This is a genomic window from Sphingomonas sp. URHD0057 (assembly GCF_000620665.1).
Taxonomy (GTDB): Bacteria; Pseudomonadota; Alphaproteobacteria; order Sphingomonadales; family Sphingomonadaceae; genus Sphingomicrobium.
The window spans coordinates 532,555-555,704 of record NZ_KK211162.1; the positions used below are offsets into that span (position 1 = coordinate 532,555).

The following is a 23,150-nucleotide window of genomic DNA, read 5'->3' on the forward strand; positions in this document are numbered from 1 at the left end:
ACCGCAGCCTAACCGGCAATCCTGCCGGCCGGAAGCGTCAGCGTTTGCGCGCGATGATCTCGGCGACGAGCGGCGTCAGCATGTGCGCGCCCTCGGGCGGCTCATCGAGGAGGACCGCCATCGCCTCAACCTCCGTCGCCTCGATGTAACCCAGCTCGTGCAGGCGGCGGGCGCCGGTCTCCATGAAGGCGCGCGGCCATTGCCAGGTTTCGTCGGCGGGCGTGATGATGTCGGCGAGTATGCGAGTCTCGACAATTTCGAGGCCGGCCTCGGCGAGCCATTGGGGCAGCCACAGGGCGACGTCCGGCTCCCCGCCACTTTCGCTCCAGCTTTGCATCACGAGCGAACGGAAGCGCTCCTGGAGCGGGTTAGGCGGCATGATCCGCCAGGTCTCGTACGCGGCATATTCGTGGAAGACGGCGATGCCGCCGGGCCTCAGCGCGTCGCCAATATGGCGCACGGTCGCGGCGGGCGTGGGCACGAACGAGAGGAGCCAGCGGCACCAGCTCGCGTCCGCTCCGCCGAGGCCGAATTGCTGCGACACGTCATGCTCGCGCACTTCGACGTTGGCGAGGCCGCGGGAGCGTAGCTTGTCCACAAAATGCGGCGAGCGCTCGAGCGCGATCACTCTGCCGCTCGGTCCGACGAGGCTGGCGAGATCGGCGGTTACGAACCCGGGGCCGGCGCCGACGTCGACGACCCTTTGGCCAGAGCGGATTCGCGCGCGCCGGAACGCTTCGAGGACGCGGCCGCGCCAGACGCGGTGCTGCAGTCCGAGGCGCTCGACCTCATCGTCGCGCGTGCCGAGCACGTAATCGCCGTCGTTCATGCCGGGATGTTAGAGAGCTTGGCGGAACGCGCCTCCAAAAACTTGCGCGCAAAAGGAAAAGGAGCGCCTGAGAGACGGTGGGCGAGCGCCGCCGAGAAGTGCGCCAACCGACAGCCGGCTGCCGCACGCCACTGGACTGGCTTGACGGCATGAGCGGCTGTTTGACATCACCCCAGTCGGGGGAGTTCGCCATGCAGGCCAACAGACGCGAGTTCACCGCGGGAGTGCTCTGCGTAGCGGCGGCGGGCCATTCTGCCGTAGCGAACGGCGCCGTATCGACATCCAGAGTGGCGGAAGCCCTTGCCGCGATCGGCGACTATACCGAGGTTCACCGCCGCTTCTTTACGCTTCCCGCCGTCACCCTTTCCGTAGCCACGCCGGACGGCTGGTCCACGACCATCGACCGTGGCTTTGCCGACCTCGACACGCGCCGGCCCATCGCCGCCGGCACGCTGTTTCAGATCGGCTCCATCACCAAGTCGATCACCGCCGCCGTGATTCATCAGCTCGCCGCCGAGGGCAAGCTCCGCCTGGACGGCGATGCGCGCCCCCTGTTGCCCGACGCCCCGTGGCCCGCCGAGGTCATTACGGTCCAGCATCTGCTCGACCACGATTCCGGCTTGCCGGAGGACGGCCCCAAGCATCCGTCCGCCGGCCGGCTGTGGCTGGGCTTCAAGCCCGGCGAGCATTGGTCCTATTCGAATGTGGGATATATCCTGCTCGGTCGGATCGCCGAGGAAGCCGCCGGCGCACCGCTGCGGCAATTGATCGAGGCTCGGGTGCTCGCGCCCCTCGGCATGAGCCGGAGCCGTGGTGCGGTCACTGCCGCCGACCGCCTCGCTTCCGCCCAGGGATACGAGCCGTTCGACCTGTCGCGGCCCTATGTCCGCGGCTCTGCCCTGCGCCCTGCTCCCTGGCTGGAAATCAGCGAAGGATCCGGTTCCGTCGCATCGACGGCGGCCGACATGACCCGATACCTGCGTTCGCTCGCCGGCGCCGCTCAGGGCCGAGTCGGCTTCGGCCTGTCGCCTGAGCACGCTCTCGCCTACACCCGCCATTTCGTGCCGAGCGGCGAGGGGGGCATGCGCTACGGCAACGGACTGATGCATGTGACCGACGCCGGTTCGAATTACATCCATCATACCGGGGGCGGGCCGTTCGGCTCGGCCGCGTTCCACCTCGACGCGGCAACCGGCATCGGCGCGTTCGCTGGCACGACGATCAGTGCCTGGGCTGACTACCGCCCGACCAAGCTGACGCTGTTCGCGGTCCAGGCGGTGGCGGCGGCGCGCGCGGGGCGCCCATTGCCTTCGCTACCCGCCCTCGAGCCCGAACTCGCCAATCCGGCGTCCTTCGCCGGACGCTATGACGCCGGCGACCGCAACTTCACGGTGGCATCCGGCCGGACGCTCGTGCTGCGTTCGGGCGGACGCGAGGCCCCCCTGCAGTCCTGGAACGACGACCTGTTCCGCACGTCTCATCCCGATTTTGCCGACTATGCGATCTGGTTCGAGCGCGTCGGCGGCCGGATCGTCGGCGCCAGCTGGGGAAGCGAGATGTTCCTGCGGCAGGGTGCAGGGGGCAAAATCAGGCCGTCCAATCCCGAGCTGGCGCAACTCGCCGGCCGTTTCGTGAGCGACAGCCCATATGGCGGCGTCATGCGCATCGTGGAGCGCGGCGGCCGGCTGTGGGTCGGCACCGACATGCCGTTGACTCGGTTGGGCGGGAACTTGTGGCGCGTCGGCAAGGCCGATTGGTCGCCGGAACGTGCCGAGTTCGCCGATTTCTTCGAGTTGCGCCCGCAGACCCTGACCATGTTCGGAATAGCCTTCGAACGCCGCGACATTTAGCCTGAGGCTTATGGCCGGTAACGATCAACGCGGCTTGCGTACCCAGTCGAGCCCATTGGCGATCAAGCGCAGGAAATAGGGATCCGAATAGCTTTCCGTGGTGTGGCCCATCGCGGTGTAGAAGACGCGCCCGCGGCCGACGTGGCGCGCCCAGGCCATCGGGTTGGGGTTGACGTCCTGCTCGCCGATCGAGGCTGGGTCGAGCACCACAAGCAATTGCGATGTCGGGTCGTAATCGTCGAAATAATACCATTCATCGGACCGCGTTTTGGTCGGCGGTACTCCGGATAGCAGTGGGTTTCCGTGCGCCACGGATCGCACGGTTCCGCTTGGAGTCCCGGCCGGGTGCCGCTGAAAATGACCGCCGATCATCTTGCCGTACCACGGCCAGAAATAATGCGAATCCGCCGCCGCGTGGATCGCGAGGATGCCGCCGCCATCCTGAACGAACTGCTGCAACGCCGTGCGGCGGTCGCCGACCAGCCACTCCGACTCCGGTTTTTTGGGATCGGTCGTGCAGCTGAGGAGGACGATGGCGCGAAAGCGCTTCAGGCTGGCGGGCGAGAAGATGGCGGGGTCCTCGCTCGCGACCACAGACAGTCCGCGCTGTTTGGCCAAGGCGGCAACGGCCTCGATTCCAGCAGGAATGGATTCGTGCCGGTATCCGGTCGTGCCGGAGTAAATGAGGATCGCGTCGGCTGCCGGTTTCGCGGTCCCGGGGGCGACGGCGACCAGCAGCAACAGGATCGAGAGCAGCAAGCGCGGCACAGAGCGGAGACTAGCCACCATTGCGCCGCGCTCAAGCTAGAGTTTGCAATTAGAGCAAAAGGAAGGGGCGGCTGGGAAAAAGCCCCAACCGCCCCTCGTATAATGGTTCGTGAAAGACTCTAGCGTTTCGAGAACTGGAAGCTGCGGCGGGCCTTGGCGCGGCCGTACTTCTTGCGCTCGACGACGCGCGGGTCGCGGGTGAGGAAGCCTTCGCGCTTCACCGTGGTGCGCAGCGCCGGCTCGTAACGGGTCAAAGCGGTCGAAATGCCGTGGCGGACCGCGCCTGCCTGGCCCGACAGGCCGCCGCCCTTGACCGTCGCCTCGACGTCATACTGACCCTTGCGGTCGGTGACGTCGAACACCTGGTTGATGATCAGGCGAAGGGTCGGGCGCGCGAAATAGACTTCCTGTTCGCGGCCGTTGATGACGATCTTGCCTGAGCCGGGCTTGAGCCAGACCCGCGCGACCGCGTCCTTGCGGCGGCCGGTCGCATAAGCGCGGCCCTGCTTGTCGAGCTGTTGCTCGCGCAGGATCGCTTCGATCTGCGGACCCTGGGTCGAAACGCCGTGATCGTCGACCGCTTCTTCGCGGCCGCGACGGCCGTGCCCACCGGACGATCCGCGTTCCGCTTGGGCAGGCGCTTCGGGCGCTGCTTCGGCCGGCGCTTCGGCAGCGGCGGGCTGCTCAGGGGCGGCGGCAACCTCAGGCTTGGGGTTGGTCAGCTCGCCGAGGTCGGAAAGGGATTTCTTGGCCATTATGCGCCCACCTTGTTCTTGCGGTTCATCGCAGCGACGTCGAGGACCTTGGGGTCCTGGCCGGCGTGCGGATGGTCAGTGCCGTTGTAGAGGTGCAGGGCCCGCATCTGGTCGCGGCCGAGCGGCCCGCGCGGGATCATCCGCTCGACGGCCTTCTCCAGGATGCGCTCGGGGAAGCGGCCCTCGAGAATCTTGTCGGCGGTGACTTCCTTCAGGCCCCCGGCATAGCCGGTGTGCTTGTAGTAGATCTTGTTCTGCAGCTTGCGGCCAGTGAAGCGGACCTTGTCGGCGTTGACGATGACGACATGGTCGCCGCAGTCGACGTGCGGAGTGAAGCTCGGCTTGTGCTTGCCGCGCAGGATGTTGGCGACGATCGTCGCGAGGCGGCCCACGACGAGCCCGTCGGCATCGATCAGATGCCATTTCTTGTCGACCTCGGCCGGCTTGGCCGACTTGGTCGTCTTCATCAGCGCCTTCATGGCGGGTGACCTCTTCAAATGAGAAAAGCGGCACCAAGGGCGCCGCCGTGACCGCGCTATTTGCGGAGAAGGGCGGGAAAGTCAAGGAAAAGCGGCGATTTGCTAGCGGGTAAAATAATACCTTTGACGAGTCGAGCCTGATATTCGTCGCGATGGCACTCGCGCGTCGCGAGGTGCGTTTCCACCGGCGAATGGCCGATCGCGCAACTCAAGCCCGCAACCGACGATCGACCGGCGCTGATCGGCAGATCGGGCTCGCGGCGCATTGGCGCAACTGGCTGCTCGCGCTGCTTCTGACCGGCGCGCTCGTCTTCGCGGTTTTCCACTGGGGCGACGTCAAGAAATTCGCCGAGCTGATCGCCCGGGCCGAGCCGCTGTGGCTGCTGGCGGCGCTCCTCCTTCAGCTCGCGACCTATGTCGCGCTGGCTTGGGAATGGTCTCTCGTCCTTCGAGCAGGCGGCTGCCCGGTGCCGCTGCGGCGCCTGCTGCGGCTGACCATAACCAAGCATTTCGCCGACCAGACGGTGCCTACCGCGGGCATGAGCGGCAATGTCGTCGTTGCCGACCGGCTGATGGCTCTGGGCACGAGCCGTGGAACTGCGGTCGCGGCGGTAATTCTGACAATCGTCGCTTATTACGCATCCTATGCCGTCGCCGCGGTTGTGGTGCTGGGACTGCTGTTTCTGCACGGCAATGCCAGCGGCCTGGTCGCGGGGGTGATGGTCGCCTTCTTCGCGCTCGCCGCCGCCATTCCGGCGCTCGCCTTCTGGCTGCAGAAAAAGGGCGAGGGCGCGCTTCCCGGCTGGCTCGAGCGCTTCGGCGCCTTACGCGAGCTCTCCGAAATGATGGGCGAGGCGCCGACCACGCTCGTTCGCGATCGCCGCCTGATCGTGAAGCTGACCCTGCTCAACGGAGCCCAGTTTGCGCTCGACGCGTGGACCATGCAGTTTTGCCTGTTCGCGCTGGGCGTGAAGGCCCCGTTCGCTGCCGCGTTCGCGGGGTTCATCATGGCCTCGATCGTCACCACGCTCGGGCCCATTCCGATGGGCCTTGGCTCGTTCGAAGCGGTGAGCGTGGGCACGCTGCGCGCCATGGGAATCCCGCTCGAAGCCGCGATTTCGGCGACCCTTCTGTTTCGCGGGTTCATTCTTTGGCTGCCGTTGATTCCAGGGATGATTACCTCCCGGCGGGACCTCAAGCGGACGAAGGACGACAGCGAATAATCTTCGCATTTGCTCGTGACGCCCGCGCAACAACGGGAACGCTGCCGAGACGCATGCCGTTGTTTGCGTGAACGAAAAATAACAGAGGAAACGACGATGTATATCGGTCTTGGCGGCATCTTGATCCTGATCCTGGTACTCTGGCTGCTGGGCGTAATTTAACCGAGCAACGGCGCGTCGCTCAGGCGCGCCAACTCGGCTCGGCAGGACGAATTCGGATCGATTGCGCGTTGCTTCCGGCGCGCCTGCGCCTTAGTCACGCGGGCGTTCCAGCAGCACATCCGGGATCCTGTCGGAGACACATCGCCGTGCCGAGACGCGTCAAAGATCATATCGACATCAGCGAATATACCTCGCTCGACGATCTCATTCGCTATCTCGAGACGGTCCGCGACAACCTACCGCCGGACTGCGAGGCGGAGCTCAAGATCCGCGGGGACGATGTGTTCGGCAAGCGCCTGACGATCACCTATTTCCGCGAGATGACGCCCGAGGAAGCCGATCTCGAAGCGCGCTATACGGAGACGGAGGATGCATCGATCGAGGAGCTGCGGCGCAAACTCGACGACGTCCCGTTCAAGATGAGCGCGAAGGGCCGTTAGCGAACGTTGTCCTCGACCCAGTCGGAGTAGCCGGCGAGGAGCTTATCGACCGGCCAGGTCACGATGCACGGCACGTCATAGCTGTGCAGGGCGGCGATGCGGGCAATCAGCGCATCCGCGCCTTCCGCCGTCGTCTTGAGGATCGCGGCAATTTCGTCGGCGCTCTCGATCTCGCCCTGCCAGCGGTAGATGGACCGGACGGGGGCGAGGATGTTGATGCAGGCCGCGAGCCGCTCCTCGATGACGGCGCGGCCGATGCGCTCGGCTTCTTCGGCGTTGGCGAAGATGGCGTAGACGGAAACGACGCTCACGGTCGCTTCCCGAACTCATGTGCGCCCCAGATTGTCGAAGCGAGCAGCAGCGCGCCGACCGCCTGATGAAGCGCGGCGAGCCAGATCGCGACGCCCGACAGCACGGTGAGGATGCCGAGCAGGACCTGAGTCCCAAACGTCGAGTGGATGGCGATCGACGCCGCCCGCGCACCCGGGACCCGGCGGACCTTGCGGGCGAAGACGACCATCGCCGCGACGACCACCCACGCCCACCAGCGGTGGACGAAGTGGACGAGATAGGGATCGTTGGTCAGCGCCCAGACGAAGCCCCGGCTCCAGTCGACGCCTTGAGGGAAGAAGCGGCCCTGCATGTCGGGCCAAGTCGGTGCGACCTGGCCGGCATTGAGCCCCGCCACCCAGGCGCCGAACATCAGCTGCACGAACAGGATGACGAGCGTCGCGGTCGCCGGGGCGGTGAGGCGCGAGGGCTGGTCCGCGCCGGTCGCGGCCATCCGTCGGAGGTCCAGCGCGACCCAGATCAGCGCGCTCATGATCGCCAGCGCCAGCAGCAAATGCGCGGACAGGCGGAAATGGCTGACGTCGGTGCGGTACTGCAGCCCGGATTCGACCATGTACCAGCCAAGCGCGCCCTGGAGGCCGCCGAGCACGAGCAGGCCGATCATCTTCCATCCATAGCCCTTGGGGATCGCCCGCATCGCCGCGAAGGCGACCAGCCCAATCGCGAACACGACGCCGATGAGGCGGCCGAGCAGGCGATGCACGAACTCCCACCAATAGATGTGCCTGAACTGCGCCAGCGTCATGCCGGCCGGGCCGTTGATCTCTTTGTACTCGGGAATCCGCTGGTAGAGTGCGAAGGCGCGTTCCCAATCGGCATGGGTGAGGGGAGGGATCGCGCCCGACACCGGCCTCCACTCGGTGATCGACAGGCCGCTTTCGGTCAGGCGCGTGATGCCGCCGACGACGACCATCGCAAACACCATCGCCGCGACCACGAACAACAGGTTCGCGAGCGCGCGCGGCCGGGATCGCGCGGCGAGGGCGGACGGGGCGGAGGCGGAGTCCATAGGCGAGCGCCTAATCGCGTGCAGCGAGGCGAGGAGCAAGTGTCGCCGATTTGACAATGTTATGTTGTATCTTCGCCGAGCCTGGCCTATATGCCGCGACAATGCTCCAGCTGTCGATTCCGACCACCCGGCTAGATCGGATCGCCGTGGGCCTGTCCGGCCTGTGCCTGGTGCATTGCGTTGCGACCGCGGTGCTGCTGGCGCTGGTCTCGGCCGCGGGCGGGTTCCTCGGCGCGCCGATCATCCACGAAGTCGGTTTGACGCTGGCGATGATATTCGGGTCGATCGCGCTCGGCCGCGGCATCTTCGAGCACGGCTTCATGATGCCGAGCGCGATCGGCGGGCTCGGCCTGGGCGTCATGGCCGGCGCGCTGACCCTTCCGCACGACGGCAACGAGGCCGCCTACACGGTCGTCGGCGTCATGATTCTCGCGCTCGGGCACCGCCTCAACGCGATGGCGGCGGACTGATCCACTTGCTTGCCCGCATGCCGGGCGAGGTCTATTCCAGGCATTGACCATGACCCATCACGACCATCAACTCCACCAAGGGGACGCGCTCAAGGATGCGGCGCGCGATCGCCTCACCAAGGAGGGCGAGCAGTGGACCGAGATGCGCGCCGCGGTGTTCGACGCGCTGGCGGGGTTCGACAAGCCGGCGAGCGCTTATGATGTCGCCGAGGCGGTGTCGAAGGCGCAGGGTCGCCGGGTCGCTGCCAACAGCGTCTATCGGATCCTCGACCTGTTCGTCGGCGCCAATCTCGCGCGGCGGGTCGAGAGCGCCAACGCCTACATCGCCAACCAGCATCCCGACTGCCTGCACGATTGCATTTTCCTGATCTGCGACACCTGCGGGCAGACCGTGCACATCGACGACGACAGCCTGTCGGGCGGGGTGCGCAAGGCCGCGAAGAGCGCCGGCTTCTCGGCCCCGCGCCCGGTGATCGAGGTGCGCGGCACCTGTGGCGACTGCGAAGGTGAATAGAAAGGGCGCCGCGGACGAACCGCGACGCCCTTCTTTTCCTTGTTTGCCGGCGATCTAGAGCTTGATTCCACCCGAGACGTCGATGACCTGGCCGGTAACCCAGGCGCTGTCCGGACCGGCGAGGAAACCTGCGACACCGGCAATGTCCTCGGGCTGGCCAATCCGTTTCAGCGCCTGAAGCGACGTCACCTGCGCCCTGCCCTCGTCGCTGCCGAGCAAGCTTTCGGCCATGTCCGTCTCGGTCGCGCCGGGGGCGATGGCGTTGACCCGAATCCCGCGCTCGCCGAGCTCGCCGGCGAGGTGTCGGGTGAGCGTGTCGATCGCTCCCTTGGTAATGGCGTAAGCCGGAGCGCCAGGGAAATAGGTCCTGGCGACGACCGAGCTGGTGAACAGGACGCGCCCGCCCTCGGCGAGGGAGTCGACGAGGCCGGAGGTGAGCTGAAAGGGTGCACGCACGTTGATCGCAAGCTGGCGATCGAGCGTCTCGGTATCGGTGTCGGCGAAGGCGACGAACTCGGCCACGGCGGCATTGTTGACGAGGATGTCGAGCTTGCGGCCGCCGAGCCGGTCCTTGACGTCGGCAACGAGCCGGTCGACGGCCTTCACGTCTTCGAGGTCGGCGGCGATCGCTTCGGCCGAACCACCGGCCTCCTCGATCTCCCCGACCAGCGCTTCGGCGCTATTCGACGAACGGTTGTAGTGAGCGAACACGTGAGCGCCGTCACGGGCCAGGCGCTTGGCGATCGCGCGGCCGATGCCGCGCGAAGCGCCGGTGACGAGGGCAGTCTTGTTGGCAAGTGGCTTGGACATGGAATAGCTCCCTTTTGGTGACGGAGAAGTGGGAGTGTCGCGATCATTGTTCAAGATATCCGAACAACGGAATTTTGGAAAATTGGGACTTTCTCGCTATATCAACCACGTGGCCCGGTTCATTCATCCCAGTCTGAAGGACGTTCCCCTGGCAAGCGTCCTCCATGCCTTGTCCGATCCGACGCGGCTGGCGATCGTGCGTCGCCTGGATGAGGACCGCAAAGGCGATGCCGATGGTCTCGCCTGCAATTGCGCCGCGCCCGACGAATTACCGCGCGCGACGATGTCGAGCCACTTCACGGTGTTGCGCGGCGCCGGGCTGATCGAAAGCCGCAAGCAGGGAACGATGGTCATCAACCGGCTGCGCCGCGACGAGATCGACGCCCGCTTCCCGGGCCTGCTCGATGCGGTGCTTGAAGCGGAGGCCGCGCCGGCCTGAGCGTCACCTGAAATTGCTTCCGAGCACCTTGGTGACTTCGCAGCTCTCGCCGCGTAGTCCCTGACGCGATGAGCGATCGCCCCGACACCGCGCCGATACGCAAGGTAATCATCGTCGGCGGGGGCACCGCCGGGTGGATGTCGGCCGCGGCCATCGCCAAGCTCACGCAGAGCCGCTTCTGCGAAATCCATCTCGTCGAAAGCAGCGCGATCGGCATTGTCGGGGTCGGCGAAGCAACCATCCCGCCGATCCGGCAGATCAACCGCTTGCTCGAAATCGACGAGGACGAATTCGTCCGAAAGACCAAGGCGACGTTCAAGGCGGCGATCCAGTTTTGTGACTGGACCACGCCGGGCAGCGCCTATTTTCACGCGTTCGGGCCGCTCGGGTTCAGCCCGGGCCTGGCGCTGGTCCACCGCTGGCGCCGCTTGCGCGCGGAGCGTGGTATCGACGCCGGTGAGTACGACGATTACTCGATCACTGCGCAAGCCGCGCACGCCGGCAAGTTCCATCGCACGTTCCGCGCTACGAACATGCAACGGCCGGTCGATTACGCCTTCCATTTCGACGCCGGCCTGTACGCGCAATTCCTGCGCGAGATCGCCGAGAAGCAAGGCGTCGTCCGCCATGATGCCAAGATTGTCGGGCACCAGCTCCGCAAGGACGGTTTCGTCGAGGCCATCCTGCTCGAAGCCGGCGAAAAGCTGGAAGGCGACCTGTTCGTCGATTGCTCCGGCTTTCGGGCCTTGCTGATCGAAGGCGCGCTGGGGGTCGGTTACGAGGATTGGTCGCACTGGCTTCCGTGCGATCGCGCCGTGGCGATGCCGTCCGAGCCGATGCCCGACCTGCCGCCATACACCCAAGCGACCGCGCGAGACGCCGGTTGGCAGTGGCGCATTCCGCTGCAACACCGGACCGGCAATGGATACGTCTACTGCAGCCGGTTCATCGGCGACGACGAAGCCGCCGCCGAGCTCGCTTCCAACCTCCCCACCGCACCCGCCGGCGACGCCCGTTTGGTCAAGTTCCGCACCGGCCGCCGGCAGAAGTTCTGGGACAAGAACGTCGTCACGATCGGCCTCTCCAGCGGCTTCCTCGAGCCGCTCGAATCGACCAGCATCCACCTCATCCAGACCGGCATCGAAAAGCTGCTCAACCTGTTTCCGGACCGCAGCTTCCGGCAGGCCGACATCGATTTCTACAACAAGGTGACGGCCAGGGAATTCGAACAGGTCCGCGATCTGATCGTGTTTCACTATGCCGCCAACGGGCGGCACGGACAGCCGCTTTGGGATCAGTGCCGGGAGATGGCGCTCCCCGACAGCCTTGTAGAAAAGATGGAGCTCTATCGCGGTTACGGTCGTGTGTTTCGCACCGAGGACGAGCTTTTCAGCCCGCTCAGCTGGACCGCCGTGTTCGAAGGGCAAGGCCACAATGCTGAGACCTTCGACCCGCTGATGCTCGGCCTTCCGACGGACGTTATCGCGAGCCACCTGCCGCAGATCCGGAGCCTGATCGCGGCGGGCGTGCAGGCGATGCCGTCCCACGCCGACTTCGTGCGTCAGATCGCCGACGCCAAGCGGACGACCGGCCCCGCTCAGCCTCCAGTTGGCCTGAGCATTTCCTGAGCAATCGCTGAAATCGCCGCACGTTGATGACTTCGCTGCTCTCGCCGCGTAAGTGCCTGCTGCGATGAGTGATCGACCCGACACGCCCCTGCTCGACACGGTTCACTATCCGGTCGACCTTCGCGCGTTGAGCAAGGAGCAGCTCCCCCAGTTGGCCGATGAGTTGCGCCAGGAGACGATCGCGGCGGTGTCGGTGACCGGCGGGCATCTCGGCGCCGGACTTGGCGTGGTCGAGCTGACCGTGGCGCTCCACTATGTGTTCGACACGCCCAACGACAAAGTGATCTGGGACGTCGGTCACCAGGCCTACCCGCACAAGATCGTGACCGGGCGGCGCGACCGTATCCGCACGCTCCGTCAGGGCGGCGGGCTTAGCGGTTTCACCCGGCGCAGCGAGAGCGAATACGACCCGTTCGGCGCGGCGCACAGCTCGACGTCGATTTCGAGCGCGCTCGGATTCGCCATCGCCAACAAGCTGTCAGGCGGTCCGGGCAAGGCCGTGGCGGTGATCGGCGACGGCGCGCTCAGCGCCGGCATGGCGTACGAGGCGATGAACAATGCGGCGGCGGCCGGGAACCGGCTGATCGTCATCCTCAACGACAATGACATGTCGATCGCGCCGCCGGTCGGGTCATTGCGCAACAGCCTTGCGCGGCTGGTCAGCTCGAACAAATATCTGGCGCCGCGCAAGGTCGCGCAGAAGATCGCTCGGGCGATGCCCGACGCGATCCACGACTGGGCCAGGAAGGTCGAGGAATATACCCGCGGCTGGGTCACCGGCGGCACGCTGTTCGAGGAGCTCGGCTTTTATTATGTCGGGCCGGTCGACGGCCACGACGTGCGGGCGCTGGTCGAGGTGCTCGAGAATGTCCGCGACGCCGAGATCGGGCCGATGCTGGTCCATGTCGTGACCAAGAAGGGCAAGGGCTACGCGCCGGCCGAAGATGCCGCCGACAAATATCATGGCGTGGTCAAGTTCGACGTCGTGTCGGGCGTGCAGGCGAAGGCGGCCGCGGGCGCGCCGAGCTACACCAGCGTTTATGCGAAGGCCCTGTCCGCCGAGATGATGCGCGATGAGAAGGTCGTCGCGATCACCGCGGCGATGCCTTCGGGCACGGGGCTCGACAAAGTGGCCGAGGCGTTTCCCGAACGGACGTTCGACGTCGGCATTGCCGAGCAGCATGCGGTGACCTTCGCCGCCGGCCTCGCCGCGCAAGGCTACAAGCCGTTCGCGACCATCTATTCGACCTTTCTGCAGCGCGCTTACGACCAGGTCGTCCACGACGTCGCGATCCAGAATCTGCCGGTGCGTTTCGCGATGGACCGCGCGGGGCTGGTCGGCGCCGACGGGGCGACGCACGCGGGCAGCTTCGACCTCGCCTACCTCTGCACGCTTCCGAATTTCGTGGTGATGGCGGCCGCCGACGAGGTCGAGCTCACCCATATGGTCCACACCATGGCGCTGCACGACAGCGGGCCCATCGCCGTGCGCTATCCGCGCGGCGAGGGCCGGGGCCTGCCGCTGCCGGTTGAGCCGCAGGCGCTGGCGATCGGCAAAGGGCGCATCATTCGCGAAGGCAAGAAGGTTGCGATCCTCTCATTGGGGACGCGGCTGGCGGAGGCGGAGAAGGCCGCCGATCAGCTCGAGGCCAAGGGCCTGTCGACGACAGTTGCCGACCTTCGCTTCGCCAAGCCGCTCGACGCCGAGCTGATCCGCAAGCTGATGACCACGCACGAGGTGGTCGTGACGGTCGAGGAGGCGTCCATCGGCGGCCTCGGCGCCCACGTGCTGACCCTCGCCAGCGACGAGGGATTGCTCGACGCGGGCCTCAAGATCCGCACCATGCGCCTGCCGGACGCCTTCCTCGAGCATGACAAGCCCGAGAAGCAATACGACGAAGCGCGCCTGAACGCGCCGCACATCGTCGAGACCGTGCTGAAGGCGCTGCGCATCAACAGCGCCGGCGTCGAGGAGGTACGGGCGTAGCCAAGGTCCGTGCAGACCAACTTCTGGTGAGCCGAGGGTTGGCCGAGAGCCGGACGCGGGGGCAGGCGCTGATCATGGCGGGGGCGGTGTTCAGCGGGGAGCGGAAGGTCGCCAAAGCGGGCGAGATGCTCGCGCAGGACGCGCATCTCGAAGTGCGCGGAAAGGATCATCCGTGGGTGTCGCGCGGGGGGATCAAGCTCGATCATGGGCTGACCCATTTCCGGTTCGACGTGGCGGGCGCGGTGGCGCTCGACATCGGCAGCTCGACCGGCGGGTTCACCGACGTGCTGCTGAGCCGGGGTGCGGCCAAGGTCTATGCGGTCGATGTCGGCACCAACCAGCTCGCGTGGAAGCTGCGGCAGGATCCTCGAGTGGTCGTGCTCGAGCAGATTAATGCCCGCTACCTGACGCGAGAGCAGGTGCCCGAGCCGGTCGACCTCGTGGTGTGCGACGCGAGCTTCATTTCCCTCGCCAAGGTGCTCGGGACGCCACTGAAGTTCGCCAAGCCCGGCGCGAAGCTGGTCGCATTGGTCAAGCCGCAGTTCGAGGCGGGACGCGAGGAGGTGGGCAAAGGCGGAGTGGTCCGCGATCCTGTCGTACACGAGCGCGTCTGCGAGGCCGCGGCGGCGTGGGTCGCTTCGCAGGGCTGGGTTGTGCGCGGCGTCACGCCAAGCCCGATCACCGGCCCCGAAGGCAATGTCGAGTTCCTGCTTGGCGCCGAGAAAATTGGGGATAGTTCAGGCAGTTGGGGATAGCTGGCGAGGGCAGGGTGGCAGAATCGCGACCAAATCCCTAAATCCGCGCCGAAAGGGAGAACCTCCATGCAGTCCGAGAACCGGCTGTTCGACGATTTCGTGAAAATGGTGAACGGCATGGCCGGGACCTTCGCCGGCATGGGCCGTGAGGCCGAGACCAGCGCGCGCGAGAAGTTCAAGGAATGGATGGGCGGCGCGGATTTCGTCGGCCGCGACGAGTTCGAGGCGGTCAAGGCAATGGCCGCCGCGGCGCGCGACGAGAATGACATGCTCAAAGGCCGGATCGCGGCGCTCGAAGCGAAGCTGGTCGGCACGCCCGCCGCGGCGCCGAAGCGCGCCACCAAGCCCAAGTCGGGAGCAGCCTCCTGAGCGAAGAGGAAATCCAGGAGGAGCGCGACGACGGCGCTCCGATCGAGGTACTCGAGAGCTATTTCGAGGCGCGCGGCTGGGCTTGCGAGCGCACCGCCGAGGGCGAGATCGTCGCCTCGGCGACCGGCAGCTGGGCGCAGTATGAGCTGCGCGGTGTGTGGCGTCCCGAAGACCAGGTGCTGCAGTTCCTCGCTTTTCCCGACATCAAGGTCGGGCCGGAGAAGCGCGCCGCGATCTTCGAGGCGTTGAGCCTGATCAACGAGCAATTGTGGCTCGGCCATTTCGAAATGTGGTCGGGCTCCGGCCTCGTCGTGTTCCGCCATTCGACCATCCTCGACACCCGCGAGGACGACGGTCTCAGCCTCGAGCAGGCGGAAGCCATCGCCGAAGCCGCAGTCGAAGAGTGCGAGCGCTTTTATCCCGTCTTCCAATTCGTCCTTTGGGGCGACAAATCGGCCGGCGAAGCGATCGCCGCGGCCCTCATCGACACACACGGAGAAGCATGACCCAAATTCCAGTCCTTCCTTCGCCGACCTGGTTCGTCGGCTGCGGCAACATGGGCGGCGCCATCATCGACGGTTGGCGCAGCGCCGGTCTCTCGCTCTCGAACCTGGTCGTGATCCGGCCGAGCGGGAAAGCGGTCGACGGCGTTCGCGTGGTCACCAGCTTTGCCGACGCCGGACCAGCGCCGAAGCTCGTCGTTCTGGCGTTCAAGCCGCAGAAACTCGACGAAATTGCGCCGCAACTGAAGACGTGGCTGACGTCGAAGACGGTTCTCATCTCGCTGCTTGCCGGCGCCGAAGCCGATAGCCTGAAAGCGCGGTTCCCGAAGGCGGGAGCGATCGTTCGCGCGCTTCCGAACTTGCCGGTCGCGGTCCGCCGCGGCGTCATCGCGCTGTTCAGCAGGGATGCCGACGATGATGTGCGTCAGCAGGTTGCCAACATCGTCGCGCCGCTCGGCTTCGCGCCGTGGATGACGGATGAGGCCAAATGCGCAGCGGTCGGGGCCGTTGCCGGCGCCGGACCGGCCTATGTCGCCCGCTTTGTCGATGCGCTGATCAAGGCCGGTGAGCAGCGCGGGCTCAGCACTGAGATCGCGTCCACCATCGCCCTCGAAACCGTGTTCGGGACGGCGTGGATGGCGGCCGCGAGCAATGAAGGAATGGACTCGATCGCCCGCCGCGTCGCCAGTCCCAACGGGACGACCGAAGCCGGCCTGGCGGTCCTCGACAAGGATCAGGTGCTCGATCAGCTGGTTGCGCTGGCCATCGACGCCGCGGCTCGGCGAGGCACCGAAATGGCCAATGAGGCCAAGCTTGCTGCGCTTGCCGAACCCGAGCGCCTGTCCTAGGCGCCCGACACGCACCCACAGCAGGATTACCGATGGTCGACCCGCGCCCTTTCGACGACCGTGACGGCTGGATCTGGATGGACGGCAAGCTCGTCGGGTGGCGCGACGCGCAGGTTCACGTCCTCACCCACGCGCTCCATTACGCCTCGTCGGTGTTCGAGGGGCAGCGCGCCTATAACGGCGAGATCTTCAAGCTACGCGAGCACAGCGAGCGGCTGCACAAGAGTGCGAGTATTCTGGGCATGGAGATTCCCTATACCGTCGATCAGCTCAACGAAGCGTGCATCGACGTGCTCAAGGCCAACAATCTAGTCGACGCCTACATGCGCCCGGTGGCGTGGCGTGGGTCGGAGCAGATGGGGGTCACCGCGCGCGGCTCCGGCTGCCACGTCGCGATCGCTGCCTGGGACTGGGGCAAGTATTTCGACGAGGCGATCGCGGCCAAGGGCTTGCGGCTGGATATCGCCCCCTATCGTCGCCCCGCGCCCTATACCGCGCCGGTGCACAGCAAGGCATCGGGCCTCTACATGATCTGCACGCTCGCCCGTCAGCATGCGGAGGCACGCGGTTATGACGATGCGCTGATGTTCGATTGGCGGGGACAGATCGCCGAAGCGACCGGCGCCAACGCCTTCTTCGTTCGCGACGGCGCGCTGCTCACGCCGACGCCCGACTGCTTCCTCAATGGCATCACCAAGCAGACGGTGATGGACCTCGCGCGCAAGCGCGGGGTCGAGGTTATCGAGCGCGCGATCTGGCCGGAGGAGCTGGAGAGCTTCGAGCAGATGTTCATTACCGGCAGCGCCGCCGAAGTGACCTTCATCCGCGAAGCCGGCCCGTGGAACTTCGAAGTCGGCGATCTTTCCCGTCAGCTCGCCAAGGATTACGACGATTTGGTCAACGGGCGCATCGCGAACACCTAGCCCTTGGACAGAGTGGGGAGGTCGGCAATGGGAAGGACGATCGCGGGCATTGTCGGCGGTTTGGTGGCATGGACCGCCGTCGTGACCATTCTCAACTTCGGCCTTCGCGCCGCAATTCCCGGCTATCACGCGGCCGAAGCGACGTTGCTGTTCACCCCGGCGATGAAAGCCGGGCGACTGATTGAGGCAGCGATCGCCTCGTTCGCCGCGGGCGCGGTCACGCGCTGGATCGCGCCCGCGAGCAAGTGGGCGCCGTGGATATCCGGCGCGATCGTGCTCGCGATGTTCCTGCCGGTCCACATCAATCTGTGGAACAGGTTTCCGGTCTGGTACCATCTGACCTTCCTGCTCAGCATCGTTCCGCTCTTCGTGGTTGGCGGAGCGCTGTGGCCGCAGCGAAATCGACCGGCAGCGGCCTAGTCGAAGATCGCGAGGTTGAGCGGCTCGCTCGGCCCGAACCATATCACGTGCTGCGTGTGGTCGGCGAGATCCTCGCCGGTGCTGGTATGGGCGAAGATCGTCAGGCCGTCGCGGTTGAGCGCCATCCATTGCGCGAAGTCGCCGAAATGATCGCGCAGCACGGTCAGCTGGCAGCTTCCGCGCGGATGCGGGCCGACCGGGCGAACGTGAAAGTGGCCGACCGGGACGCCGAACTTCGCCTGTGCCGCGGCCCCAAGCGCCTGCGCACGCTCGAGTTGGTCCTCGTCGAAGTAGATGTGCGCGTGGAAATCGCGAATCGCGGGCTCGGCCATCCGCGGCCCTTACCAGATACGCGCGCGCTTTTCCGGCGGGACATACATCGCGTCGCCGGCCTTGACGCCGAACGCCGCGTACCAGGCGTCGATATTCCGGACGACTCCGTTGACGCGATACTTGCGATAGCTGTGCGGGTCGCTGGTGGTGAGGTTGCGGATCGCTTCCGGCGTCATCTTGCCGGCCCAGGCCTGCGCCCAACCCATGAACACCCGCTGGTCGCCGGTCATCCCGTCGACGACCGGCGCCTTCGCTCCGTGAAGCGAGGCATGATACGCGTCGAGCCCCATCGTCAGCCCGCCAAGGTCGGCGATGTTCTCGCCCATCGTGAGCTCGGGCTTGATGTGCACTCCGGGCACCGGCTCGAACTGGGCGTATTGATCGCCGAGGATCTTGGCGCGGCGCTTGAACTCGGCGGCGTCCTTGGGCGTCCACCAATCGCGGAGCGCGCCGGCGGCATCGATCGTCCGGCCCGAATCGTCGAAGCCGTGCGTCAGTTCGTGGCCGATGACGCCGCCGATCCCGCCGTAATTGTAGGCTGGGTCGGCGTTGGCATCGAACATCGGCGCTTGCAGGATCCCCGCCGGGAAGACGATGTCGCGCAGCGATCCGTTGTACGCGTCGTTGGTTTGCGGGGTCATGCCCCAGTCGCCCTTGTCGACCGGCTCTTTGCTGCGGTCGACATAGAACTGCCAGTCGGCCGCGGCGGAGCGGCGGACGTTGCCGACCACATCGTCGCGCCGGATAACGAGCTTCGAATAGTCGCGCGGCGTATCGGGATAGCCGACCTTGATCGTGTATGTGTCGAGCTTCTTCAGCGCCTCGGCCCGCGTCGCCGGTCCCATCCAGTCGAGATGCTCGATGCGGTTGCGGTAAGCGGCCTTGATGTCCTGGACGAGCGCTTCGATCCGCTGCTTGGTCTCGGCCGGGAAATAGCGCCCGGCATAAAGCTCTCCGACCCCCCAGTTGAAGGTGCCGAAGCAGCTCGCGGGGTCGACGCCGCAATCGCCGCCGGCAACCGCACGCATGCCGCGCTTCCACCGCGGCGCCATCTGCGCCTGCCCGAGCAGGGTCTTGTCGCGAAAATTGAACCGGGCCTCCTCGAATGCCTTCGGAAGATAGGGCGCGGCCGCATCGGCAACGCGAAACGCCATCCACGCCTTCAATGTATCGAGCGGAGTCGCGGCGTAAGTCGCGGCGAGCTTGGTCAAGGCGTCGGGCTGGCCGACGATCAGCCGGTCGCGGTCCCCGAGCTCGGCATTGGCGAGCAGCGCGGCCCAATCCACGCCGGGGGCAAGCGCGGCCAGCTCTGCCGGCGCATGCGGGTTATATTGCGTCGTCAGGTCGCGCAGCCGGGCCTTGTCCCAGCTGTCCTCGGCGAGCCGGGTTTCGAACGCGATCGCCTGCGCCGCGGCGTTGGCCGGACCCTGCCAGCCGATCAGGGTCAGCAACTGCGTCGCATAGTCGGCGTAAGCCTGGCGCTGCGCCGCAAACTCCGGCTTCAGATAATAATCGCGGTCGGGCAGGCCGAGGCCCGACTGGTTGACATAGATGGCGTAGCGTTCGGGCGCCTTGAGGTCGCTGTCGACGAACGGCGCGGCAATCGCCGGATAGAAGTCGTAGGCCGATTGGCCCATCAGCGCGGCGAGCAGGGCTGGGCTCGTGGCCGAGCGAATGGCGTCGAGCTCGGGAGCGATGGCAGCGATGCCGGTCCGCTCGATCTGCGGCTCGTCGAGGAACGAATAATAGAAAGCGCCCGCCTTGCCGCGATTGTCGGCCGGCTGCTCGCCGACGTCCTTCGACGCTTCCTGCAGCAGCTGGTGAAGGTTCGCTTCCATGCGATCGGTCATTTCGAAGCGCCGCGACACCGTCGGACGGTCGGCCGGGATTGCCGAGCGGTCGAGATATTTGCCGTTCGCATATTGGAAGAAATCGTCGCCCGGTTTGACCGATTGGTCGATCGAGGTCAGGTCGAACCCGGAGGGCGGGTAATAAGGAGCAGTGCTTTGCGCCGAAGCCGAACCGGCGAAAGCGGTCGCGACCAGCAGCGCGGCGACCAAGCGATTTTTCATGTTGTATTCCCCACTCGAACGAGAACCGGATCGTTACCGTGCTCAAAGGCGGGCGCAATCGCTCATTCGACGAATGGCGGTGGTGGGGCGGCGCCTCTTCCTTCGCGCGCGATGGCGGCTATAAGCCCGCCTTCTCCCGCACATGCGGCCGCTGCTGGGGCGTCGCCAAGTGGTAAGGCACCGGTTTTTGGTACCGGCATTCGCAGGTTCGAATCCTGCCGCCCCAGCCAGCGCTGAGCTCACTCACTCGCAGCCCGTTCCGCACTTTCATTCCGCAGCTTGGGGCCGCTCCCGGCCGACGATCCGATCGAAGCTGTCGGGGTCGGAATCGGCTTCGGTTCCGATCAGCAGGATTGCCGCATCGCGATCGAGTGCGAGCTGCTCACGGGCCGCTTCCGAGCCCGCCGCGGCGAGCAAACCTGCCAGTCCGGCAGCGCCGGATTCACCCGCGACGATGGATGGATCGCTCCCGGAGGGCCGGTAAAGGCGCCGCATTGCAGCCTTTGCGTCACTGTCGGCGACCGTGACGAAGGCGTCTGCCGCCGTCTCGAGAATTTGCCAGGCGAGCATGGAGACTTCACCGCAAGCGAGGCCGGCCATGATGGTCGGATGATCGCCTTCGACCACGACCGCGCGTCCCGCTTCGGCGCTCCGATAGAGACAGTTCGCGGCTTCTGCCTCGACCACGATCACCCGCGGGCGACCGGGACCGAGGCGTTGCCAGAGGTGCCCCGCGACGGCCGCCGCGAGCGCTCCGACTCCCGCCTGCACGAACACGTGCGTCGGCCGGACCGCTGGGTCGGCGAGGGCCTCGTCGAGCATCAACGTATAGCCTTGCATCACGTCCGCGGGAGTCTCGACGTAACCGTCGTAGCTCGTGTCCGAAATGATCAGGAATCCGTTCTCGTCGGCGTCGGCGCGCGCGGCGCGAACCGAATCGTCGTAATTTCCCGGCACTCGGACAATCTCCGCCCCAAGGTCGCGGATCGCGGCCTCCCGGACCGCGTTGACGTTCCGATGCAGGTAGATGCGCGATCGCGCGCCATACATCCGGGCGCCCCAGGCGACCGACTTGCCGTGGTTTCCATCGGTCGCGGTGGCAAGCGTCAGGCCCGATACCACGCCGGCGAAGCGGCCCGCGCGAATTTCGTCAAGCGTAGTGGCGGGCGAAGCGAGGCCGAGCTCGCGAAGGCGGCGAAGGATTGCGAGGCCAGCCGCGTAGGCTCCGCCGAGCGCCTTGAAGCTGCCGAGCCCGAAGCGCGATCCCTCATCCTTGAACCAGATCGCGCCGAGGCCGAGCGCATCGGCAAGGCCGCTCAGCCTGACCAGCGGCGTCGGCGCGTAGCCGGGCCAGGCTTGCATTTCGCGGCGCGCCAGCTCCGCTCTGCGCAGCGAAAGATGGGGATCGATCCACGCGGGAGCGGGAAGGTCGCGGGCAGCGGCGTTGGAGTTCAAGTGAATGCGCACCGGGTTCAGCAAGCCTCCTAATCCGCGCACCCAGGCGGCGCGCTTGATGGGGTTAGACCGCCGAGAAGCGCCTTTCCCGTGATTTCTTTCGCCACCGAAGCGTAACGGATAGGGTGGCGCCGCTTGTCTCAGGCATCATAACGCCGTGCGGCAAGCGGAGGCGACTGCCCGAAATGGTCGAGGACGCAATACTCAAGGCCTGGTTCTGCGACGAGATCCTCCCGCTCGAACGCGCCCTGACGCACTTCATTCGGCGCAATTGGAGGACGACTTCGGAGGTGACCGATCTCAGGCAGGACATCTATGAGCGGATCCTGATCGGCGCTCGCTCCGGCGTTCCCCTGAATGCGCGGCATTATTTGTTCACCGTCGCGCGCAACCATCTCATCAATTGCGCGAAGCGGGCGCAGGTCGTGTCGTTCGAGCTCGTCGCCGACATGGCCGTGGTCGAGCATCGCTTTGAAATGCGGTCCACGGAAACTCAGCTCAGCGCCCGCGATGAGCTTCGTCGCGCCGAGGCCGGCTTCGGGAAGCTTCCGCCCAGATGCCGTCAAGTCGTGATGCTGCGGAAGCTCGAGGGGCTATCGACGCGCGAGACCGCGGAACGCCTCGGGATCAGTGTCCACACCGTTGAAAAGCAGCTGACCCAGGGAATGCGCGCACTCACCGATCACATGCTTGGAGGGTCCGGAAAAGTCGCCCGTCGCGCGTTGTTCGGCGTTCGCAAGGCGAAGTCGCAATGAGCCGCGCGCGGGAAATCGAGCTACGAGCGGCCGATTGGCTGATGCGGTCCGAGCAGCCCAGTTGGTGCGAGGAGGAGCAAAGGCTGCTCGACGATTGGCTGGCCGAGTCCGAGGCTCACAAAGCGGCTTTTTGGAGGCTCGAGCACGGCTGGCGCGGCGCCGACCGAATTTGCGCGCTTGGCTCGGCGCAGGCACTCGCCCATCCGAGGTTCGAGCTGCGAAATTGGTGGCGGCCGGTGGCCGCAGCCGCCTCCGTCCTGTTGGTCTTCACGACGATCGTCGTGGTAGGCCGGGGAACGCCTTGGACCCCGCGGGATACGGCGAGCGTCGCGTCGTTCGAGACGAAAGTGGGAGGTCACCGGATTATCGGGCTCGCCGACGGAAGCAAGATCGAGCTGAACACGGCAACCGTCATCCGGACCCAAGTCGACGGTTCGCAGCGCAGGGTCTGGCTCGATCGCGGCGAGGCCTATTTCGAGGTCGCGAAGATGCCTGGGCAAGCGTTCGTGGTGTTCGCGGGGCCGCGGACTGTCACCGTCCTCGGGACCAAGTTTGTCGTCCGCCGGTCCGGGCCGAAGGTCTTCGTCTCTGTCGTGGAAGGCCGCGTCCGGATCGATGAAGCCGGACCGGTTTCAGCCTCGCGCTCGACGACGATCACCACCGGCGACACCGCGGTCGGTGAGGGTTCGATGACGCTGGTCAAGGCGGACTCCGAGCAGAATGTGGAGGAGGAGCTCGCGTGGCGCAGCGGCCGGCTGCAATTCAATTCGACCACGCTTTCGAACGCGGCCGCGGAGTTCAACCGCTACAACCGCAAGGAATTGATGATCGAGTATGCGCGCACGGGCGACATCCGAATTGGCGGAAGCTTCGACGCGAGAAACGTCGAGGCCTTCGCGAGGCTGCTGGACGATGCCTACGGCCTCAAGGTTCGTTCAACCCCGGACAAAATTTTCGTGTCGGGCTGATCGCACATTACGGCTTTGCTCTGACCGAGTGTCCA

At 65.9% G+C, this 23,150-nt stretch carries 25 protein-coding genes, 1 tRNA gene and 1 pseudogene; 17 read left to right on the forward strand and 10 right to left on the reverse strand.

The features are described from left to right. Window positions 1–37: 37 nt before the first annotated feature. Window positions 38–829, reverse strand: a complete 792-nt coding sequence (locus N539_RS16850; RefSeq protein ID WP_051531761.1) for a methyltransferase domain-containing protein — start codon at window positions 827–829, stop codon at window positions 38–40. A 77-nt stretch (window positions 830–906) separates the two neighbouring features. On the opposite strand from N539_RS16850, the gene N539_RS0111515 reads away from it, so the two are divergent. Continuing rightward, window positions 907–2,679 carry a serine hydrolase domain-containing protein gene (locus N539_RS0111515; protein ID WP_156029914.1) on the forward strand — a complete coding sequence of 591 codons (1,773 nt, stop codon included), beginning with the start codon at window positions 907–909 and terminating at the stop codon, window positions 2,677–2,679. Between the two features lie 24 nt (window positions 2,680–2,703). Here the strand turns inward: N539_RS0111515 and N539_RS0111520 are convergent, their stop codons facing one another. The 3 genes from N539_RS0111520 to rplM form a co-directional block, all read right to left on the reverse strand. Continuing rightward, complete coding sequence (locus tag N539_RS0111520; protein ID WP_051531762.1) at window positions 2,704–3,447, reverse strand: ThuA domain-containing protein; 744 nt, start codon at window positions 3,445–3,447, stop codon at window positions 2,704–2,706. Between the two features lie 119 nt (window positions 3,448–3,566). Next, a complete protein-coding gene (gene rpsI / locus N539_RS19040) occupies window positions 3,567–4,202 on the reverse strand; it encodes a 30S ribosomal protein S9 (protein WP_037552762.1) in 636 nt (211 codons plus the stop codon). After that, window positions 4,202–4,681 carry a 50S ribosomal protein L13 gene (gene rplM, locus N539_RS0111530; protein WP_037552763.1) on the reverse strand — a complete coding sequence of 160 codons (480 nt, stop codon included), beginning with the start codon at window positions 4,679–4,681 and terminating at the stop codon, window positions 4,202–4,204. Before rplM ends, rpsI begins: the two co-directional genes overlap by 1 nt. A gap of 191 nt (window positions 4,682–4,872) precedes the next feature. Here rplM and N539_RS16860 point away from each other — a divergent pair, with 191 nt between their 5' ends. Together N539_RS16860 and N539_RS0111540 are read left to right on the forward strand one after the other, a co-directional pair. Further along, complete coding sequence (locus tag N539_RS16860) at window positions 4,873–5,904, forward strand: lysylphosphatidylglycerol synthase transmembrane domain-containing protein (RefSeq protein WP_197018414.1); 1,032 nt, start codon at window positions 4,873–4,875, stop codon at window positions 5,902–5,904. A 308-nt stretch (window positions 5,905–6,212) separates the two neighbouring features. Next, a complete protein-coding gene (locus N539_RS0111540; protein ID WP_028970379.1) occupies window positions 6,213–6,506 on the forward strand; it encodes a hypothetical protein in 294 nt (97 codons plus the stop codon). Here the strand turns inward: N539_RS0111540 and cutA are convergent. Beyond that, window positions 6,503–6,817, reverse strand: coding sequence for a divalent-cation tolerance protein CutA (cutA, locus tag N539_RS0111545; protein ID WP_028970380.1), 315 nt, complete (start codon window positions 6,815–6,817; stop codon window positions 6,503–6,505). The two genes, N539_RS0111540 and cutA, sit on opposite strands and share 4 nt — an antisense overlap. Beyond that, entirely contained in the window at window positions 6,814–7,866 is a 1,053-nt protein-coding gene (locus N539_RS0111550; protein WP_028970381.1) for a COX15/CtaA family protein, read from the reverse strand. The genes cutA and N539_RS0111550 overlap by 4 nt, the downstream gene beginning before the upstream one ends. 101 nt (window positions 7,867–7,967) lie before the next feature. Between N539_RS0111550 and N539_RS0111555 the strand changes: the two genes are divergently transcribed. Continuing rightward, on the forward strand, window positions 7,968–8,336 hold the full coding sequence (locus tag N539_RS0111555) for a MerC domain-containing protein (RefSeq protein WP_028970382.1): 369 nt from the start codon (window positions 7,968–7,970) through the stop codon (window positions 8,334–8,336). A gap of 49 nt (window positions 8,337–8,385) precedes the next feature. Next, complete coding sequence (locus N539_RS0111560; RefSeq protein WP_028970383.1) at window positions 8,386–8,850, forward strand: Fur family transcriptional regulator; 465 nt, start codon at window positions 8,386–8,388, stop codon at window positions 8,848–8,850. 54 nt (window positions 8,851–8,904) lie between these two features. Here the strand turns inward: N539_RS0111560 and N539_RS0111565 are convergent, their stop codons facing one another. Then, complete coding sequence (locus N539_RS0111565) at window positions 8,905–9,660, reverse strand: SDR family NAD(P)-dependent oxidoreductase (protein ID WP_028970384.1); 756 nt, start codon at window positions 9,658–9,660, stop codon at window positions 8,905–8,907. Between the two features lie 109 nt (window positions 9,661–9,769). On the opposite strand from N539_RS0111565, the gene N539_RS0111570 reads away from it, so the two are divergent. From N539_RS0111570 to N539_RS0111610, 9 genes and pseudogenes are all read left to right on the forward strand, one after another. Then, on the forward strand, window positions 9,770–10,099 hold the full coding sequence (locus N539_RS0111570) for an ArsR/SmtB family transcription factor (protein ID WP_028970385.1): 330 nt from the start codon (window positions 9,770–9,772) through the stop codon (window positions 10,097–10,099). A 68-nt stretch (window positions 10,100–10,167) separates the two neighbouring features. Next, window positions 10,168–11,727 carry a tryptophan halogenase family protein gene (locus N539_RS16865; protein WP_051531764.1) on the forward strand — a complete coding sequence of 520 codons (1,560 nt, stop codon included), beginning with the start codon at window positions 10,168–10,170 and terminating at the stop codon, window positions 11,725–11,727. Between the two features lie 64 nt (window positions 11,728–11,791). Beyond that, complete coding sequence (gene dxs, locus N539_RS0111580; RefSeq protein ID WP_028970386.1) at window positions 11,792–13,714, forward strand: 1-deoxy-D-xylulose-5-phosphate synthase; 1,923 nt, start codon at window positions 11,792–11,794, stop codon at window positions 13,712–13,714. After that, window positions 13,711–14,469: pseudogene (locus N539_RS0111585) on the forward strand (TlyA family RNA methyltransferase); the annotation flags it as partial. The gene dxs and the pseudogene N539_RS0111585, both read left to right, overlap by 4 nt. 66 nt (window positions 14,470–14,535) lie before the next feature. Further along, a complete protein-coding gene (locus N539_RS0111590; RefSeq protein ID WP_028970388.1) occupies window positions 14,536–14,838 on the forward strand; it encodes an accessory factor UbiK family protein in 303 nt (100 codons plus the stop codon). After that, complete coding sequence (locus N539_RS0111595) at window positions 14,835–15,344, forward strand: YbjN domain-containing protein (RefSeq protein ID WP_028970389.1); 510 nt, start codon at window positions 14,835–14,837, stop codon at window positions 15,342–15,344. The genes N539_RS0111590 and N539_RS0111595 overlap by 4 nt, the downstream gene beginning before the upstream one ends. Continuing rightward, the gene (locus N539_RS0111600) at window positions 15,341–16,189 is read left to right on the forward strand and encodes a pyrroline-5-carboxylate reductase family protein (RefSeq protein WP_028970390.1); all 849 of its coding nucleotides are present in this window, start codon (window positions 15,341–15,343) and stop codon (window positions 16,187–16,189) included. The genes N539_RS0111595 and N539_RS0111600 overlap by 4 nt, the downstream gene beginning before the upstream one ends. 32 nt (window positions 16,190–16,221) lie before the next feature. After that, window positions 16,222–17,112, forward strand: coding sequence for a branched-chain amino acid aminotransferase (locus N539_RS0111605; protein WP_028970391.1), 891 nt, complete (start codon window positions 16,222–16,224; stop codon window positions 17,110–17,112). 27 nt (window positions 17,113–17,139) lie between these two features. Next, a complete protein-coding gene (locus tag N539_RS0111610; RefSeq protein WP_028970392.1) occupies window positions 17,140–17,532 on the forward strand; it encodes a hypothetical protein in 393 nt (130 codons plus the stop codon). Here the strand turns inward: N539_RS0111610 and N539_RS0111615 are convergent. Beyond that, window positions 17,529–17,864 (reverse strand): DOPA 4,5-dioxygenase family protein, encoded by a 336-nt coding sequence (locus tag N539_RS0111615; RefSeq protein WP_028970393.1) that lies wholly within the window; start codon window positions 17,862–17,864, stop codon window positions 17,529–17,531. The two genes, N539_RS0111610 and N539_RS0111615, sit on opposite strands and share 4 nt — an antisense overlap. A 9-nt stretch (window positions 17,865–17,873) precedes the next feature. Continuing rightward, the gene (locus N539_RS0111620) at window positions 17,874–19,937 is read right to left on the reverse strand and encodes a M13 family metallopeptidase (RefSeq protein ID WP_028970394.1); all 2,064 of its coding nucleotides are present in this window, start codon (window positions 19,935–19,937) and stop codon (window positions 17,874–17,876) included. Window positions 19,938–20,092: 155 nt separating this feature from the next. Here N539_RS0111620 and N539_RS0111630 point away from each other — a divergent pair. Beyond that, window positions 20,093–20,167 (forward strand) — tRNA-Gln (locus N539_RS0111630). A 37-nt stretch (window positions 20,168–20,204) separates the two neighbouring features. Here N539_RS0111630 and N539_RS16870 read toward each other — a convergent pair. Further along, window positions 20,205–21,404: a diaminopropionate ammonia-lyase gene (locus tag N539_RS16870; RefSeq protein ID WP_156029916.1), complete on the reverse strand. Its 1,200-nt coding sequence runs from the start codon at window positions 21,402–21,404 to the stop codon at window positions 20,205–20,207. 173 nt (window positions 21,405–21,577) lie between these two features. Between N539_RS16870 and N539_RS0111640 the strand changes: the two genes are divergently transcribed. Next, window positions 21,578–22,147, forward strand: coding sequence for an RNA polymerase sigma factor (locus N539_RS0111640; RefSeq protein WP_028970395.1), 570 nt, complete (start codon window positions 21,578–21,580; stop codon window positions 22,145–22,147). Further along, window positions 22,144–23,115, forward strand: coding sequence for a FecR family protein (locus N539_RS0111645; RefSeq protein ID WP_028970396.1), 972 nt, complete (start codon window positions 22,144–22,146; stop codon window positions 23,113–23,115). The genes N539_RS0111640 and N539_RS0111645 overlap by 4 nt, the downstream gene beginning before the upstream one ends. Window positions 23,116–23,150 lie beyond the last annotated feature (35 nt).